Source organism: Nostoc sp. C110, assembly GCF_043099725.1.
GTDB lineage: Bacteria > Cyanobacteriota > Cyanobacteriia > Cyanobacteriales > Nostocaceae > Nostoc > Nostoc muscorum_A.
This window is the reverse complement of sequence record NZ_CP171144.1, coordinates 1-16,559: the sequence shown is the minus strand read 5'-3', so window position 1 is coordinate 16,559 and position 16,559 is coordinate 1. Positions and strand designations below refer to the sequence as shown.

The 16,559-nt window shown below is 40.8% G+C and carries 16 protein-coding genes; 9 read left to right on the top strand and 7 right to left on the bottom strand.

Annotated features, from left to right (window positions below; all coding sequences use genetic code 11):
• Positions 1-94: 94 nt before the first annotated feature.
• The 3 genes from ACFFRD_RS04665 to ACFFRD_RS04655 form a co-directional block, all read right to left on the bottom strand.
• Positions 95-262 carry a hypothetical protein gene (locus tag ACFFRD_RS04665; protein WP_392476840.1) on the bottom strand — a complete coding sequence of 56 codons (168 nt, stop codon included), beginning with the start codon at positions 260-262 and terminating at the stop codon, positions 95-97.
• A complete protein-coding gene (locus tag ACFFRD_RS04660; RefSeq protein ID WP_392476838.1) occupies positions 259-918 on the bottom strand; it encodes a Uma2 family endonuclease in 660 nt (219 codons plus the stop codon). The genes ACFFRD_RS04665 and ACFFRD_RS04660 overlap by 4 nt, the downstream gene beginning before the upstream one ends.
• Positions 919-1,074: 156 nt before the next feature.
• Complete coding sequence (locus ACFFRD_RS04655; RefSeq protein WP_392476837.1) at positions 1,075-1,215, bottom strand: hypothetical protein; 141 nt, start codon at positions 1,213-1,215, stop codon at positions 1,075-1,077.
• A 297-nt stretch (positions 1,216-1,512) separates the two neighbouring features.
• On the opposite strand from ACFFRD_RS04655, the gene ACFFRD_RS04650 reads away from it, so the two are divergent.
• The 7 genes from ACFFRD_RS04650 to ACFFRD_RS04620 all read left to right on the top strand — a co-directional run bounded on the left by ACFFRD_RS04650 (position 1,513) and on the right by ACFFRD_RS04620 (position 6,514).
• Positions 1,513-1,881, top strand: a complete 369-nt coding sequence (locus tag ACFFRD_RS04650; RefSeq protein ID WP_392476836.1) for a hypothetical protein — start codon at positions 1,513-1,515, stop codon at positions 1,879-1,881.
• 3 nt (positions 1,882-1,884) lie between these two features.
• On the top strand, positions 1,885-2,529 hold the full coding sequence (locus ACFFRD_RS04645) for a hypothetical protein (RefSeq protein ID WP_193947044.1): 645 nt from the start codon (positions 1,885-1,887) through the stop codon (positions 2,527-2,529).
• 67 nt (positions 2,530-2,596) lie between these two features.
• Positions 2,597-2,833: a hypothetical protein gene (locus tag ACFFRD_RS04640; protein ID WP_258169923.1), complete on the top strand. Its 237-nt coding sequence runs from the start codon at positions 2,597-2,599 to the stop codon at positions 2,831-2,833.
• Between the two features lie 155 nt (positions 2,834-2,988).
• Positions 2,989-3,183, top strand: a complete 195-nt coding sequence (locus ACFFRD_RS04635) for a hypothetical protein (protein ID WP_392476834.1) — start codon at positions 2,989-2,991, stop codon at positions 3,181-3,183.
• On the top strand, positions 3,170-3,835 hold the full coding sequence (locus ACFFRD_RS04630) for a hypothetical protein (protein WP_190898862.1): 666 nt from the start codon (positions 3,170-3,172) through the stop codon (positions 3,833-3,835). The genes ACFFRD_RS04635 and ACFFRD_RS04630 overlap by 14 nt, the downstream gene beginning before the upstream one ends.
• A complete protein-coding gene (locus ACFFRD_RS04625) occupies positions 3,832-6,003 on the top strand; it encodes a hypothetical protein (RefSeq protein WP_392476832.1) in 2,172 nt (723 codons plus the stop codon). Before ACFFRD_RS04630 ends, ACFFRD_RS04625 begins: the two co-directional genes overlap by 4 nt.
• Positions 6,004-6,007: 4 nt before the next feature.
• Positions 6,008-6,514: a GIY-YIG nuclease family protein gene (locus ACFFRD_RS04620; protein WP_242059341.1), complete on the top strand. Its 507-nt coding sequence runs from the start codon at positions 6,008-6,010 to the stop codon at positions 6,512-6,514.
• A gap of 37 nt (positions 6,515-6,551) precedes the next feature.
• Here ACFFRD_RS04620 and ACFFRD_RS04615 read toward each other — a convergent pair whose 3' ends face one another.
• Complete coding sequence (locus ACFFRD_RS04615; protein WP_176726887.1) at positions 6,552-6,713, bottom strand: hypothetical protein; 162 nt, start codon at positions 6,711-6,713, stop codon at positions 6,552-6,554.
• A gap of 191 nt (positions 6,714-6,904) precedes the next feature.
• Here ACFFRD_RS04615 and ACFFRD_RS04610 point away from each other — a divergent pair, with 191 nt between their 5' ends.
• Together ACFFRD_RS04610 and ACFFRD_RS04605 are read left to right on the top strand one after the other, a co-directional pair.
• On the top strand, positions 6,905-8,755 hold the full coding sequence (locus tag ACFFRD_RS04610) for a protelomerase family protein (protein WP_392476830.1): 1,851 nt from the start codon (positions 6,905-6,907) through the stop codon (positions 8,753-8,755).
• A 326-nt stretch (positions 8,756-9,081) separates the two neighbouring features.
• Positions 9,082-9,312: a DUF1816 domain-containing protein gene (locus tag ACFFRD_RS04605; RefSeq protein ID WP_370684381.1), complete on the top strand. Its 231-nt coding sequence runs from the start codon at positions 9,082-9,084 to the stop codon at positions 9,310-9,312.
• A gap of 257 nt (positions 9,313-9,569) precedes the next feature.
• On the opposite strand, the gene ACFFRD_RS04600 is transcribed toward ACFFRD_RS04605, so the two are convergent.
• From ACFFRD_RS04600 to ACFFRD_RS04590, 3 genes are all read right to left on the bottom strand, one after another.
• Positions 9,570-11,987 (bottom strand): hypothetical protein, encoded by a 2,418-nt coding sequence (locus tag ACFFRD_RS04600; RefSeq protein ID WP_392476828.1) that lies wholly within the window; start codon positions 11,985-11,987, stop codon positions 9,570-9,572.
• Between the two features lie 1,006 nt (positions 11,988-12,993).
• Entirely contained in the window at positions 12,994-15,624 is a 2,631-nt protein-coding gene (locus ACFFRD_RS04595) for an MASE1 domain-containing protein (protein WP_392476827.1), read from the bottom strand.
• 88 nt (positions 15,625-15,712) lie between these two features.
• On the bottom strand, positions 15,713-16,039 hold the full coding sequence (locus ACFFRD_RS04590) for a hypothetical protein (RefSeq protein WP_392476825.1): 327 nt from the start codon (positions 16,037-16,039) through the stop codon (positions 15,713-15,715).
• Positions 16,040-16,559: the final 520 nt, after the last annotated feature.

The window sequence follows — 16,559 nt, the reverse complement described above, 5'->3', positions numbered from 1 at the left end:
ACTCTAGATGAATTAAGCTAAGATTTTATATCTTTTGTGTAGTCCTCAAAAATACAAACTATTGGTAAGGGGATCGCATACTTTGGAAATCTCTTCATATACCAGTACCGCCATTGCGTAGCTTCCCGCCTTTTGCATCGCGGAGTATCCGTAAAACTTCTTCTAAAAGTACTGTCTGACTGGACAAGGTTCTATTTGTGGTCGCCTCAAATCGCTCAACTCTACGATAGATTAGAGCGATTTGAGGCGCTATCTGTTTCACTCATTATCCGCTTTTAACCCCTGTTCAAATTCATCAACAGCCTGAATTGAATCTGAAATTGTAATGCATTGCTCTAGCAAGGAAATGTCTAACCCTGGCAGTATTTCGCTTGCTGCTATTTGCTCATAGCCATAAGTATCAGGGTAAATAGTGGCAAGCTCAGTCTGGGAATTGTCCCGTAGGTGGTATAGCTTAAACTGGTTTCTCTCCCAGAACCAAACTTCTGCAACTCCTAATCTTCGGTAGATTTCCAATTTACTTATGTTGCCACTGGTGAGAACTACTTCTATGGCTAAGTCCGGTACACTTTTCTCTTCACCTATGCAGTAACATTCGTCTGGTTCCGCACCTGCTTTTTTTGCTTTGTTTCTAAAAGTAGAACTTCCCATAGGTACAAAACGAATGCGCTTGCTGTAAAAGAAACGCTCTAACAGCATCCCTAAATTCGTTTTGATTTTTTCATGCCTGATTGATGGCGACACTATCTCTAATATTCCATCTAAATAAGTAACACGGTAATGAGAGTTATCTTCTAGTTTGGCTAGTAGCGATTCATAGCTCTCCCAACTTACGCCACTGCTGATAAACCTTTCCTCTGGGTCTGAGGTATGACCCAATTCTGGCTCATCAATTAGTTCTTTAAGACTGCTGACCATTGTCAATTCTCCCGTTTTATCTTTTGGCGTTAGCGTAGCTCGCCGTAGGCATCGCTACTTGGCTTGTCCCTATCGTGCCGATTAGTAACTTGAGTGAATTGACCTCACATATAAGGCTATCCAGGCGTGAGTAAATGTCTTGGATTTGTGCTTCTGTCATGCCGATTTCTCTTGTTCTAATTTCCTTTGTTCTGCGATCGCCCGTTTTACTAGCACCCTAGTCAATTGGGGAACTGTTAAAAACTCTTTGTTTGCCCAATGGTCTAGGAATTCTATATCCTCCTGATCTAATCTCAAGGTTATTCGTGGCTTGCTTGAAGGCATAAGAACAACTATATAAACACTTTTGTCCAATTATGGCTCCAAATACCTACCAAAAGCGGTTTGTAGTTCCTAGTTGACTAAGTGACGCACCTGTTGCTATATTAGCACCAGAGCAATCGATCAACAACAAGTCACTAATTAGCGTCCTACGAGTACCCCAGCGACTTACACAGTAAGGGGTTTAGCGTTTAGGTGCTACATCGTGATGTGTACTTCTTCTGATTGCTAGCTAGTTACTATCTGATTCACATTGATTACTGTAGTAAACCCATGAAACCTAGACGGAGCAAACACTCTACAGATTTAGATTTATTTTTAGATTTTCCATCTACCAAGACATATTTAGCTGAGGTTTTGGGTGTAAGCCGTTCTACTTTGGTCACTTGGGAGAATTTAGCCTTCTGGAGAATTCCCAGTTTCAGAGATGCCTACCCAAAAAACCACGATGGCAGCTACGACCGGGAATCACCCTTATCACCCTACCAAGCATGGGTTTTGGGCAGAGTAGGGCGGCTAATGGCACAGCTACGACGCGGCGAACGGGTCAAAGGCTATATCGCCAAAAATCCGAATGATTTTTCTAGATACCGCTATCAGCAAGCATTCCAGCAAATCCAAAAAATCCAAAAGGGAGCGTAAATCATGGCAACACGGAAGAGAACCACAGCACCAACAGCAGACACAGTAAGCATTCATGATGCTTGCTTAAGATATATGACCACGGAACAAAGCTTGAGACTGGCTTTAAGCCATGTTCGCCCTGATGATTTCGACACTGTAAAGGCAGTTTCGGAATTAGATTTAGAAGCGATCGCCTCATACTTTCAGCCAGAATTACCAACTGTGGCTAGCACCTCAGAGTTACCTGAAAATTCACAAAATTTAACACAGCAAACATCTGAGCCAGCTACAGAACAGCCACAAAATGCTCTATCCCTACAAGGGCAACAGCAACATCTAACAGCCCCTACCCCCGGCTCAAGCCCTAACGCCCAAATGACGCTGATTGAACAGCTAACTAGGCAGGCATCAGAAGAAATTGCAGCAGTAGACGCTATAGCCCAAGTTAAGAACCAACTGATTCTAAATAACTTGGCTGTGCGAGATACGGAACTAACCGAGAGTATCAATCAGCACTGGCAACACCAAAAGCAAGGATATTTGGGAGCGATTAGAGATTTGGCTGGACTTGCACAACAAAAGCCAGAAGTTACCCCAGATGAAACTGACCTGACCCAAGAAATTGAAGGCATCATCACCGAACTGGGAAAAAAGCTAATCGCGTGAGAGCGATCAACATCCTGTTATCTCCCCTCGACTTTGTTAACTGGTTATTAGAAAGAGTACTAACGCCATGACTTTTACAATTTCCGGCATTGAATCAGAGGCAAGCATAAGCGCTAATTCCTTGCCTGAGTTAGTTTCTCAAGCACAAGAATTACTTGGACAAATCCGCCAACATCCACAGTTTAAAGGCTTGCGCTTTGATTGTGATGTAGCGATCGGTGACGTAAAACAATATTTCAACTATCTGGAATGGGCTGCTACTGCTGATTTAGATGTATCTAGGTTTGAAGGTTTTACAGAATAATTATCAGGCCACCGGACAAAGTAGACGCGAATCAAACGGGTAATAAAAAGGGATGTTGCCAGCATCCCTCGTTAAAACTTGTAAAATCCCATCCTGGGAATGTGTCTTAATTACCCAGCAATTATGCCATATCCCTACTCATAGAAAAAAGGTTTATGGATGATTTAAACAGCCAAATTCAAGATGCAAAGACGGACGAAACAGAGCTAAACCAAGTCCTGAAAAAATATGATCTAGACGAACAATTATCAATTGAGTTTAGCGAAATCGACAAAGCATTTAGGCAACTAGAAATTAAATATCAATCCCTACTGAACACTAGAAAGTTTTTGAGCAATGGCAAGAATTGACACTACAAAAGCAGCTGCGAAAGCTGTAGCTGAGAAGTTAGCAGGGCGTAACCAAAACTCGACATCTAGCACTAATTCCACATCTGCTACCCCTGCGACTACTCCCATAGATAGCCGCATCCCTGGCTTACTAACTGTCACCCCTGACTTAGTACCAGGAATGATGCCACCATTCCAACCCAATCAATACCATATTTCAGATCCCCTAAATCCTCCCGAAACTCTCCCACAGGCAACTCAAAGCCAGCTTGATAAAGGGATGAAAATCTATGAAGGTGCAACGCGATCGCTCAAATTGACCGGGGCAGCGCTCGACCTAACACGCGAGAAATTTACTGTAATTGGTAAACACTCAAAGGCTTTTGGCGCTGGCATCCAAGCAGCTACCGAGATTGAAAAAGTCAAGGGTAATTATTTGGATTACCTTAATCAAAAAGAGGTAACTACCCAAAAATCAGTTGCTTTAGATGTTAGTCAAGTTAAGACGAGCGCTGACACGAATATCTCGGTTTATAGCAAAGACGAACTAAATCAAAAGTTGTTACAAGCACAAATTAAAGCTGAAGAATTGCGACTAAAAACTGTTGAATCACAGGGCAATCTAGCAAGCTTCAAAGCCCAATTGGGTGATTATCTGGAGGTAAAATCATGAGATTATCCTACAGCTTAGGGCTAAGTGCTTTTAGCTTGTGTGCTGGCTTAGTAGTAGCTTCTGGAGGTTTCACCAACGATATAGCCAAAGTAATCTCTATGCTTGGTGTGGGAGCATTGCCAGCAAGCTTCATCACTTACTTTATTGCGGATACCAAATCACAGAGATTGCTAAATGATGCCGAAAGTAAGAACGAACAAGCAGGTAAAACACTGCACAAAATAATTAGGGATTTTGACACTTGCAAGTCAAAGTTAACTAACGCTAGCAGCCAGCTAGAATCCTTGAGAGATGAACTCAAAGAAGCGAGAAATACCATCAACTCGTTAGGTCATATCAAACTAGAAAACACGGGTTTAATTGCTCAACTGCAAGCTAAATTAAATCAAGCTTTTAACCAGTCACAGCAAGATAAACAGCGTATTGAATATCTAGAAAGTGAGACTGAGCAATGGGAATTGAACTTTAAAACTCAAGTAGAAGCGGAGGCTAACAAACGCTTTCAACTTGCCAAGTCACAGGAATTAGAAAAGATTTATCATGAACACGATTCTATTACCTCTGAAGCTATGCAGCTATTCAGAAGGTTGCAAAACTGGGGTGAGAAGGTAGCGCATGGTCATCAAAGTAAAGCCGAGATTATCAAAAGTTTGGCAAGTAGCTACAACGAAAATTTAGATGAGGTTGGGGAAGCGATCGCTAGTGAGCGCCAAAATTATCTTTTGCAAATCGAATTACTAAACGAGCGTATAGGTCAGCTACAGCAACAATTGCTTGGTGATTTAATAGAACCCGTGTATGGTGACTTTGGCTTTGATATCAACGGGAAAATCGCCAACGAAATAGCGCGTACCTTGTTTAGTGATCTCAGGCTAGCTTTGAGCGTTAAAGGCTTTCAGGTGAAGCCTGACGGTGTTGTAGACATTGGCTATGGCTATTCCCGATCAGTGCATCCCAAAGCCATTGCAGAAGCAATCAGCAAACATTCTGACACGCTGGCTAAAAAGTTAGGACTATTCAAAATAACAAGCGTTCGCAAGCTAGAAATAACCGATTGTATTGTGGTCAGTTACCGTATGGGCCCAGCCATCAAAACAGATGAAATTAAGCTGATGGTTGGGACTCCTGACGAATTTATAAACTACGTCACTTCTCACCCTATCCGCTATCGGCTGATTGCAGATCCGGGCGTTGGTAAAACCCCAACCACTGCGGTAATGATTAGCGAAATCCTCAAAGCTGGTTGTACTCGTGGCAATACTGGCAAGGGCGAGAAAGTGCCTAATACTCTGGTTACAGTGTCTTATCCTGGTGCTGTTGCTTCACTCAAAGATAGCAACTATCCTTTAGAGCATTTCCTTAAGTATGGCGACACAACAGCCGCGATTAAATCCTTTGATGATTGCCTAGACGACGGAAATTTTCGAGTTAAAAACCCCACATTCGCTGCTAACTTCTTTCAAATTTGGGCATGGGATGAATTAGATAACACCCTAAATTCTTGCAGTGAGCCATACAAGGCAGGGGAAAACCTCAAGAAGATTCTGAAGCAGTTTGGTCATAATAACATCGGCTGGATTGTGTCGGGTCAATCAGTGATGACCAAACAAATCCCAGGTTTTACTAATGATGATCGGTCACTCTTTACCGAAATAATCATTGGCATTCCCAAAATCAGACATTACCTGAATACCTACGGCAAGGGGAAAAACAGCGAGTCTAACTTGGCTAAGTTGATTCGTAACTTAGACGCAATTGAAGAATACATCAACCATAAAAATGAGTTAGTTACCGATGATGCGAGATTATTAAGAGTAGCCTTAGTAGTCGATTCTCGCTCACCCAAACTTTATTTTTTACCTAATTTAGATAAAGTCAGTTTTAACTATCAAGAAATAGAGGATACAAAGCGACTGGCAAGGGTTGCCAAGTCCCCTGACACGAATGACACGAGATTGACAAGGGATACTTTAAAGCCAAGCACAGTAAGCACTGACACGGTGATGTCAGTCGCGTCATTTCCGACTATAGGGGGTAGCCGCCAAAGTGACACAAAGCCTTATTGTCCCCACTGTGGTCACGCAAATCTAACCGTGAGAAAGGATAAAAGATATTACTGTTTGAACTGCAAAAAAATAACAGTTTCTAACAAAATAGTTTGGAAATAAATATATGGACTTGGATGATATTACGACACTTATCTATCAGCCTAAAAATGACCATGAGCCGGGATTTATCTATTTAATGGAAGCAGAGGGTTATCACGGGCTAATTCCTGGTTGTTACCTCCGTCGTTGCAAAATTGGGTTATCTCGTAATCCCGAAGCTCGACTTGATAACTTTCATAGGAATCAACCACCTTGTAACGTGAAAATCCTCAAGACTATTTATGTAGAGGATATGGCAGATGTAGAGGGTGAATTACATCAACAATTTAGCCAATGCAATGTTGAGTTAATCAAAAGTCAAGAGTGGTTTGATTTTAATCCAGTGCAATTTCTGATGGTTAACTGGGAATTTGAGAAGCGATCGCTACACGTCTTTAGCATTAGCGACTTGCCAATTAAGCTAATCATTTTCAGCATGATCGGGCTATTGTCCGTGGGTGCGATCGCTGGCAGATTTACAAATCAACCAGTTAACTCCGTGATACAGCCACAAGAGAAATTGACAAAGTAAGCAAAATTAAGGGAGGTTGTTAGCCTCCCTTTGGGTTTTAGAACGGTGTGTTACCAGTCTCGTTTACCTTGGCGAGATATCCCCGCCAGTAGTCTCCATCCTGGCTTTTGGGTGGTAATCCAATCGCCGCGTCGAATTCTCCGTCAAAGTAGTCGCTAGTAGGTTGGAATTGTTGAGGTTTAGCAATTGTGAGTAACATGAGAATACCTTTTATTTTTAAGCTGCGGGTTAGTAGCCCGCTTTTTCTGTGGTTTTTTCAACCTGTTATTAGCGTAGCTTAACAAGTTATTTAATGTCAATAACCTGTTAAAAATATCTTACAGGTTATTGACATTAAATAACTTGTTAGTTAAATTAATAACAGCTTAGAAATAAAGGGGAGTCAGTCAGATGTCTAAAGCAGTTCAGGAAAAAGTAGATCAACTCTTTGTTACGGTCAAAGATTTGCAAAGCCTTGAAGAGATCAAGCCACACTGTGAGAAGTTCAACGAGTGGATAAATACCAACACTAACTACAGCATTAAAAGCTTAGGCACTGTGCTGAGTCGGGCTGGCTTCTATAAAAAATTCAAGTCACTCCCATTAGAGCAAGGGAAAAACGCTGATTCTGTACCCAAGCATGATGCCAACGGCAATGTAACAGGTTATGAGTTGAAGCACTATGTTTTATTGCTGTGTGGTCTGGATAAGAAAGACTGGGAAGAACGCAACGAAACCACACGGGTAAGCTTACGCCTAGACAATGGTCAGGAAATTAGCCCAGACGAATATTTAGAGGTAACGGGTAAATTGCTAGAATCCCAAGACCTCCATGAGGTAGCAGTAGGGTTAATTGCTGCCACTGGCCGCCGTCCCCATGAAATTCTCGCTCGTGCCAAGTTTGCGGCTGTTGAGGGTCAAAGCTATCAGGTAATGTTCACTGGCCAAGGGAAGAAACGGGGAGATCAGCCAGTATTTGCGATCGCTACCCTTTACCCTGCTAGTTATGTCATCGAGCGGTTGAACTGGCTAAGAAAAGAACCATCAACTAAAGCACTTTTAACAGAGGTGGCTAACGAAAATCCTACAGATGTAGCAGCACAAAACCGCGCCATTGACAGCCGCCGCAACGGTTCACTTAACCGGGTTGTGCGTGCGTACTTTGGGGATAAGGGAGATAAAGCACCGATTCTAAATTTCCGACACGGGGAAGAACAAGACAACTGCAAAGCGCTCCGGGCTGCATATTTAGCGCTGGCTACAGAGAGGGATTGCCAGGGTTCAACAGGTTCTAAAATGCTCCATGCTGCCCGGAGTGCTGGTCACTTTGTTAAAGAGTCACCCACCGACCGAGATTTACAAAATCTTGTAACCACCTTGGGCTATGCCGACTATTACACAACAAAGCCTGTAGGGTTTCCAGATGCACCAGAGAAAGAAAAATTATTTCAAATTCGCGCTATTCCTGCTGATTTTGAATATCTCAAGGAATTACAGGGTGAATGGCAATTACCCAACCAGCAATCAGTAGTTAGCCGCTTAATTGAACACCACAAAAATCGTGTTGACGTTGCAAAGCTTCTGCAAGAAGCACAGCGCGTAACTGCCCAACTAGAGGCGGAAGTTAAAGAGTTACGGCAAAGCAATAACCAGTTAGAGCAAGTCAATAACCAATTAGATATAGCCAACAAACAACTACAACAGGAGAAAGCAGTAATGGAAACCACAGCACAGCAGCCCCAAACAGTTACTCTCAATGTTACCGAGTTAGATTCTTGGCTAGAGAAAAAAGTTATTGAGGTAGTGAACAAGGTAACTCACGGGGGAGCAATAGCACCTGCTACTACTGCCACACCTGCCAAGGTTGCACCCATCAAAGAAGAGATTGACTGGCAAGCCAAAACCGATGCTGAGGTCTGGGGAAGTAAAGCAACGTTAGCAGCTGTAGAAAAAATTCGTAGGTCTTATCAGGCTATCTGTTTGTATAACGATACTGTGGCAACTGGGGACTCAGATCGCCTCGCAATTACTAACCAAGCACTTAGAGATTTATCAGGCTGTAACGGTTTGCTGGTACGCGATTGGATTGAGCAGCACAAAGATGAAGTAATTAGCCATAATGCTAAGTTCGGCATGGAAAACAAGAAAGACCCTAGTAACCCTGCCAGCTATGCCAACAAAGGCAAGGACACAGATAAAATTCTGTTGCTGATAAATGAAGAATTTCTTAGTGGAGAAGGCTTTAAGGCAGGGAGAAACTAAAACGGCGTTAGTCGGCTGAATACTTGACTGTAGATGCTTTTAAGTGGATGTCGGGAAATAAGATTATAGCGATATAGTCCTGCTACCCGACCACGGTGATACCGAGTAGGTTAAACCCGCTCACGAAATAATCAGCTGTACATTAGCGTTCGTAGAATCTAGAAATTTCTCAATTTATTCTTTGTTACTCGACTAGAAGTAAGTGGTGATTTGACTTTATATATCCTCATCCTTTCGGCAGAGGATAGCTATCACAGCAATAGTCATGCTGTTTAATAGCAACTATTCTTCTCACCTTTTCCTTTGTGTTTAACAGAATCAAATTTTTGCTTCGAAGATTTATCCAAGGACTGAAGAGTGATTACTGGGCAGAAGTTACCACCCAATGCCCTGACTGCATCTACTATTTTGGGCCTTTTCAAAGTTTTGTTGAAGCGAAAGCTGCCTGCCCCGGATACGTTGATGACCTTAAAAGCGAGGGAGCCTTGGGGATAAAAGTCGTCGTTAAACGCTGCCATCCTGATGTATTGACGATTTTTGATGAACAAGTGAGCTAAGTAACAATAGGGCCTCGAGGATTTTCGTCAGCCGAAAATGAACTGTAAACTGTATCAGAGTTATCATGAGTGAATTAATTTTTGAGCCAGATAAGATTTATGAGTTTGCACAGATCGACAATTTTCGAGTGTCCTGGCGATTGAAATACGTAGAAACAGTTTTCAACCCAGTCAATAAAGAAATACGTTTACATTTTTATAAGCTAGAAGGTATTGAGTGAGGTCGAGGGGAAGATAATACTTCCCCTCGACCTCACTCAATACCGCTTAGGCTCAAGTTGTGCTTGCGAAGTTCTTCTTACCCAAGGGGTAAACCGACTAGGATGAACACATTCAGCACCATTCAGTTCGTCTTTAAGGTTACTGGCAAAGACCTCAAACATCTCAACCAGAGCTTGGCGATCGGTTAAGCAACCTTGAAGGGCAATAAGTTGTTCGAGAGTCCAATTATAAAGTTGGGTATCTCCCTGCTCAACACGTAAATATAATTGGCTCTCAAACTGTCCTAAACGGGCGTAGAAGTTCTCCACCTCAGCTTTGATTGACTGCATATCAATGTAGAACTGCTGTTTTTTGATATCTGATAAAATCGTCGTTTTGAGAGACTCCGTGAAGTTTTGGTTAATCTCATTATTAACGAGGGTAAATACTTCATTGCGGAAGTTGACAATTTTATGGTCTAAGTTGACATTGATGCGATTATCAAGCTCGTTGACGACATTATTAACGACTAACTGAACATTGTTACCTGTAGATTGGTTAACAACAGACTGGATACGTTGATCGAAATCAGCTTCAATCTGTTGGACTACCAGGCTCTTAATGTTTTGGGTTTGATTAGCAATTTTGAGGTTAACTACTGCATCAATACGCTGATCGATGTCATTTTGTATCTGCTGAACAACTTGAGTGTTAATGTCTTGGGCTTGATTAGCAATTTTGAGGTTAACTACATTATCAATACGTTGCTCAACGTAGGTTTGCATTTGCTGAATCACCAGATTTTTAACATTCTGGGTTTGATCAGAAATTTTCAGGCTCACGACACTATCAACACGCTGATCGATGTCATTTTGTATCTGCTGAATTACTTGATTGTTGATTTGTTGAGCTTGATTAGAAATTTTGACATTAACTGCATTATCAATTCGCTGGTCAATGTCATTTGACATCTGGTTAATGACTTGAGTGTTAATCTCTTGAGATTGATTAGCAATTTTGACATTAACAACGTTTTCAATGCGTTGCTCCAGTTCTGTTTGCATTTGCTGAACGACTGAAGTCTTAATTTCTTGAGCTTGATTAGTAATTTTCAGATTAACGACAGACTCAACACGCTCATTGAGTTCTGTTTGTATCTGTTGAATTACTAAGTTTTTAACTTCTTGGGTTTGTTCAGTAATTACCAGATGAACCTGGTCATTAACTATTCTGGGAATTCTTGTAATAAACAAGTCATTGAGATTTTTATTAAAGTAACTAGACCAACCTTGGAAGCTTTGGTTAAAATTTACCTCAGTTTGTTGTATGAGAGTCTTCATCATGAACTCAAGCCGTGCTACCTGCATGGCAAGTGTCTTAGCTTGGCTTTGATAGCCTTTGAGTATCGATTTTTCAAGACCTTCCCAGTAGGCTTGTTTATTTTCATCTTTTTGAGCCGTTACGCTTACTGAGCTTTCGAGCATGGCTGCCATCTCTTGCCACATTCGCTCCATCTGATCTTGATCGAAACTGAAGCTGAAATCATTCTCACCGCTGAAGCTACCTCCTCCAGTGCTAGTTCCACCACCAGCGCTTACAGTAGTGACATTGCTTTCTTTAACATTACCGTCTGGCACTCCTGTTACTGGCGGGTTCGGCTGTTTGTTATAGCTTTCGTCTACTACAGTCTTACTCACTGTGTTAATTTCTAGAACGACTTGTCCTTTGTTATCTTCTTTGTAGGTATCAAAGAAAAATCCTAAAATAGTAGTTTTTTCTTTGACTTCTAAAATGAATTCCTCTTGTAATCCGTTGAGCGAACACCAAGTTTCTTTAACTTCAAGACCAGTAAGATTAGAAACAAATTTTCCATCTTTAATCCATAGTAAAGCCCAAGGTTCTAATTGGAATTTTTGCTCAGAAGACCAATAAGTTGCGTTGCTTTCACGAATTTTGAGCTTGTAATTACCTGGTTCCAATTCAATAAAATTAGAATTTGGTTGCTTCAGCTTAGATAGAACTTTTTCATTAAGAACATAACAGTTATTTTTACTAGCAACTGTTAGAGTTTGAGGCTTAAAATGTGGTTTATTGCTGCTAATTAAAAGCTGAACCGCTCCTTTATTATCACTATTATTTACATCAAAAAACAAAGCACAGATAACAGCTTTCTCTTTGACTTCCAACTGTAACGTCTTGTTATATCCGTTTAAAGTTGTCCAAGTTGCACCTGTTTCAGCACCTGTGTTTTTGTTGATAAATGTACTACCATCAACCCCATATATCCAAAGTACAACCAAAGGTTCGCCTTCAGTTTCGCTTTGAGCATAACTATAGCGACCACTGGTAATTTTTATATCAAAAGTCCCTTTCTCTAAAGTAAAAGAGCTAGCAACATCTTGTTGCAGGTGGTTCATTGCATTAGCGTCAATAACATAACAATTGTTTTTGGTGTCAATCGTTAAAAGTTTCATTTTTTCTCTGTGAGTTTTAGAATTTTGGGAAGTTTTAGGTTGGACTACAAACTCAATGTTACTGGGGTAAACTAAAAGCGATATCGGGATTTAAACAAAACCGAATATAAAAAAACTGGGCGCTATTGATTATTGCTAAATGAACAAAATTAATGAATTAAATGAGTTTGTATAACTAAAATTTTATTCCTAAATGTTACTAATAATTGACGGTTATTTCTCAGTTTTTATCTCTTTTTTCAATATATTTATGGAAGAAGTTTGTTGGAGTTCCTATGCTCCTGTGAAATTCTCCTTTGATTAAAATACAGTTTTAAGACACCCCACAAATATAAGCAGCCTAATAATCAAGAAAATCACTCCATATAGTATTTCTACACTAAAAAAACAGCGAACTATTTTGATTTCTTCTCAGCTATACTTGATTGCATATCAATCTGTTGGAAAGCTAATAGCAAAGTCTCTAATAAATTTACTTCTTTCACACTCAAAATCAGTCATCAATTAAGCAACAAGATACAACATCATTCTTGCCGTACTCAATCTATAATCTATGAATTGTATCGTAAGCTTTGCTTGTCTTTGTGGATTACCTTGATTTAAAAAAAGACTTTAAATAAAACCATCTCTCTTATGGCAGAGGTTTTCACTTGAGCGCATACTTCTTATGGGGTGATGGCAATAACTTACAAGCATTTCAGACTCTAAAAACTAGAGAGGTTCAAATGGTACGATTTGGCGTAAATAGAAGGTTCGTGCAACCAGGGCAATCTAGTATGATGTCACGCTTGTCAACTCCATTTGAGGGCTTTCAAGCAATAGGATGTGTTAATTATTGCTTATAAGCTATCAGTGCTTTTTCACCCCTGTAATTTGCAGTTAACCAGTTTTATTGAGACAACAACTGAACTCCATCTGAATCTGGTGGGTCTGGAAAGGACAATTCTTTATTTAGTCACAAGTAAGATTGCTTAATTTACTTCAACTCAAAAAAGCGGACTATTGATTAATTGATAACATCTGATATTGCTTGAAATAATCTCTCTGTTTCTACAGGCTTAACTAAGTGGATTTGGAATCCGGCAGCTAATGCTTGTTTTTGGTTAATTTCTCCAGCATAAGCTGTGAGTGCGATCGCTGGGATTTTCCCTCCTTTTTCTAAAGGCATAGCTCGAATTAATCGCATCAGCATATAACCATCTATTCCTGGCATACCAATATCACTCAATAGTAAATCTACTTGAGTTTTGGCTAAGATTTCTAAAGCCTCGCCTGCTGATGTAACCGCTGTCACTTTTGCTCCAGATTGTGCAAATATGTAGGTGAGAAATTCACCTGTATCTACATCATCATCTACCACTAATATATGCAACCCTGGCAAACTTAAAGCATTATTGGATTGTCGGATTTTTGGTATTAGTTGGGCACTATCAGGCATGAATGGTAATCTGACTGTAAATGTTGCCCCCATGCCTTCTCCTGCACTGTCTACTTTCACAATACCACCATGTAATTCTGTCAGATGCTTAACAATAGCTAGCCCTAAACCTAGCCCTCCAAATTGTCTTGTGGTTGTGCCATCTGCTTGACGGAAATAATCAAATACATAGGGGAGAAATTCTGGGCTAATGCCTTTACCATTATCTTGAACTTGAACTTGGGCATAGCTATTAACTTGTTCTAATATGATTTTTATCTTTCCGGCTGAGGGAGTGAATTTAACGGCATTAGAAAGCAGGTTCCAGATAATTTGCTGTAAACGACCTGCATCACCTGCAACCATGCTGATATTATGGTCTAGTACAGTTTCCAGACTAATGTTCTTAGCTTCAATTGCTAGTCTTACAGTTTCCTTGGCTTCTTCAATAGTATTAGCTAAATTTACAGGCTGCATATTTAAAGCCATTTTCCCCTGTTGGATGCGGGAGACATCTAATAAGTCATCAATTAGTTGAATTTGTAATTTAGCATTGCGCTCAATAGTTTCTATTCCCCGTATTTTTATAGCTTCTTCCAAATTATTCTTTTTCAGCAGCGTTGCCCAACCCAAAATTGGGTTCAGGGGAGTACGCAATTCATGAGAAAGAACTGCTAAGAATTCATCTTTTAAACGATTGGCTTTTTCTGCTTCACTTCTAGCAATCTGCTCACGCATGAGCAGATATTCACGTTCTTGTTCTACGTGTTTGCGTTCAGTGATGTCTCTAAAAAATATCCCCAGTCCATCTTCAGCAGGGTAGGCGTGAATTTCCAGCCATATATCCCACGGTGCGTATAATGCGTGAAAATGAACGGGGATATTTTCTAAGAGCGATCGCTGATATTCTCGCTCAAACTCTGTACCTCTAGCCCCAGTCCACTGTGACCAGTAGTTTTTACCAATCAAGTCTGCTGGTGCTAAATTATGAATTTTTGCCGCTTGGTGATTAGCATAGGTAATCTCCCAATTTCGATTCACGGCAATAAAAGCATCAGTCATGCTTGACAAAATATTACTCAAACGACTGCGGAGGGCTTGTTCGCGCTTGAGTAATTCATCTTTTTCTTGGTGGGATTCTTCTAAAGAAGTATTGGTTTGCGCCAGTGATTTATTGAGTTGGATAAGTTGTTCTGATAATTCAGCACGGGCCTGATATTCCCCCAGTCTGACTCTTTCTACTGCTAACTCTACTTGAATTTTTGACCGTTCTGTAATGGCAATGCCCACTAATAAACTAACAATACACTGTACCAATAAACTAAACTTGTGAACGTGCAGTACTTCCGCCTCTAAGGGAAACGTGGACAAGGATATAGCGCTGGGGTATGCAACTAGATAGGAAAACAACGTCACCAGTACGCAAAAACTGGAGGTTAACATCCCACAGGTGACACCAAAGCGAGTTGCTGCCCAAATTACAGGCACAAAACTCAAAAAAGATAATTGCTGAAATCTAAAGCCATTGTGATTAGTTTCGGCAACAGTGATGGTTGCTATTACTACACAAAGCAGTATTATAGTGCTGAATTCTAGTAGAAAGCGACGAGAACGTGGAAAAATGGACGGGTCTAATGAAGAGTTTAATGGTTCAGCACTTAATAACCAGCCCTGAGACTGGAGATAAGGGGTGATGACTAACAAGGCAGTAGGTGCAATAGCCATGACTCCCATTGCATTGCCTAACCACCAATGGGGAATATTAGTACTTAAGCTGCTAATAGGAATTTTACCTATTGCGAAAAAAGTTAAGTTACCAATGATCGCCAAGGTACCACTGGCAATCAGAGGTACACTGACAATAAAAACGGCAGCATCTTTGAGGGTATTTAGTGTTCGAGAACCTCTCCAAAAACGACGGTAAAGCAACCAAGCAACTAGAGGTTCTATCATATCCGCCAAAGCACTTAATCGCTCCCAACCATGAAACCCCCAAGCCGCGGACATCAAAAAAGATGCTAGTCCGGTGAGAATAATACCAAAAGGGCCAAACCAGAAAGTTAAGGCGATCGCTACCCCTGATGGGGGGAACCACAGCGAGACTCCAGGCTGAATGCGGTAAATCAATGCCATCCCATGACCGATGATCAGGGCAAGTAAGCCCAACAGTGAAATCATCACCCATCGACGCATGGTGGCAATTTTCCTGGAGTCTATCATCCGTTGCTCCCATCAAGGTGTATTGAAAACACTAACCATACTATTGTGATCGCTTTTAAAGAAAACCGAAACGCGACAGAAAATCTGTCTATGAAGAAGCGCCAGCTTCAGCCACCGCAGATCCTACATCTGGTTTTACCTCCTTCGCTTTCTTTTCAAAAATCTGAATTCCCGCGTCAATCACTTCAAAACCGTTTTCTGTTCGTTGACCAAGCTTGCCCGAAACGGCCCCGGCCCAGTCTGCAAATTCTGAGGCGCTAGTTTCAGCCTTGCGCCAGCTTTTGGCATTAACTTGAGCGGTGAAGACTATGCCGTTCTGATCAGTCAACTCGATTGCAACTTTTTTATTTTCTGCTGGTTTGGCTGTTGGTAGTTCGCCACTAAATTTTATTGTCACTTCGCTTTTGACTTCCATAGCTTACCCTTGGCTCATCATCAATGAACTTTTTTTTCGTTCCTGATTTTATCTTGGATTAGGTTGACCACAAGATGCGCGATCGCTCGGCTATCGTAGTTGATCACTTTCAAAGTAAACGTTGAGCATTCGGCTTGAACGAGAACCAAGACTCAACATTAAATCTACAAAAATTTACCCTGTTTTTGACCCCTTGTTAAGAATGGTTCCTAAAAGGCGAAAACGCCCATACCGTAATCCCTTCAGCCTTTGTAAATAAATCTTGTGAAAGATTACAATTGTGCTTTGATTTTGCTGTTTTGTGCATAACACAGAAAATCGCCAAAATCCCCGATTTTCACCAATTCTCACCAATTAAACTCAATATATCCCAATCCTCCAGAACGCAAATTCAAATTCATCGCTGATTTTTTACCTCTTCAACATCTTCCAGTCACCAAATTCTCATTAGCTCAATAATTCCCAAAAAATCCCAAAAGTCACCCGATTTATCCCCATATTTACCTACTAATTTTAAAAA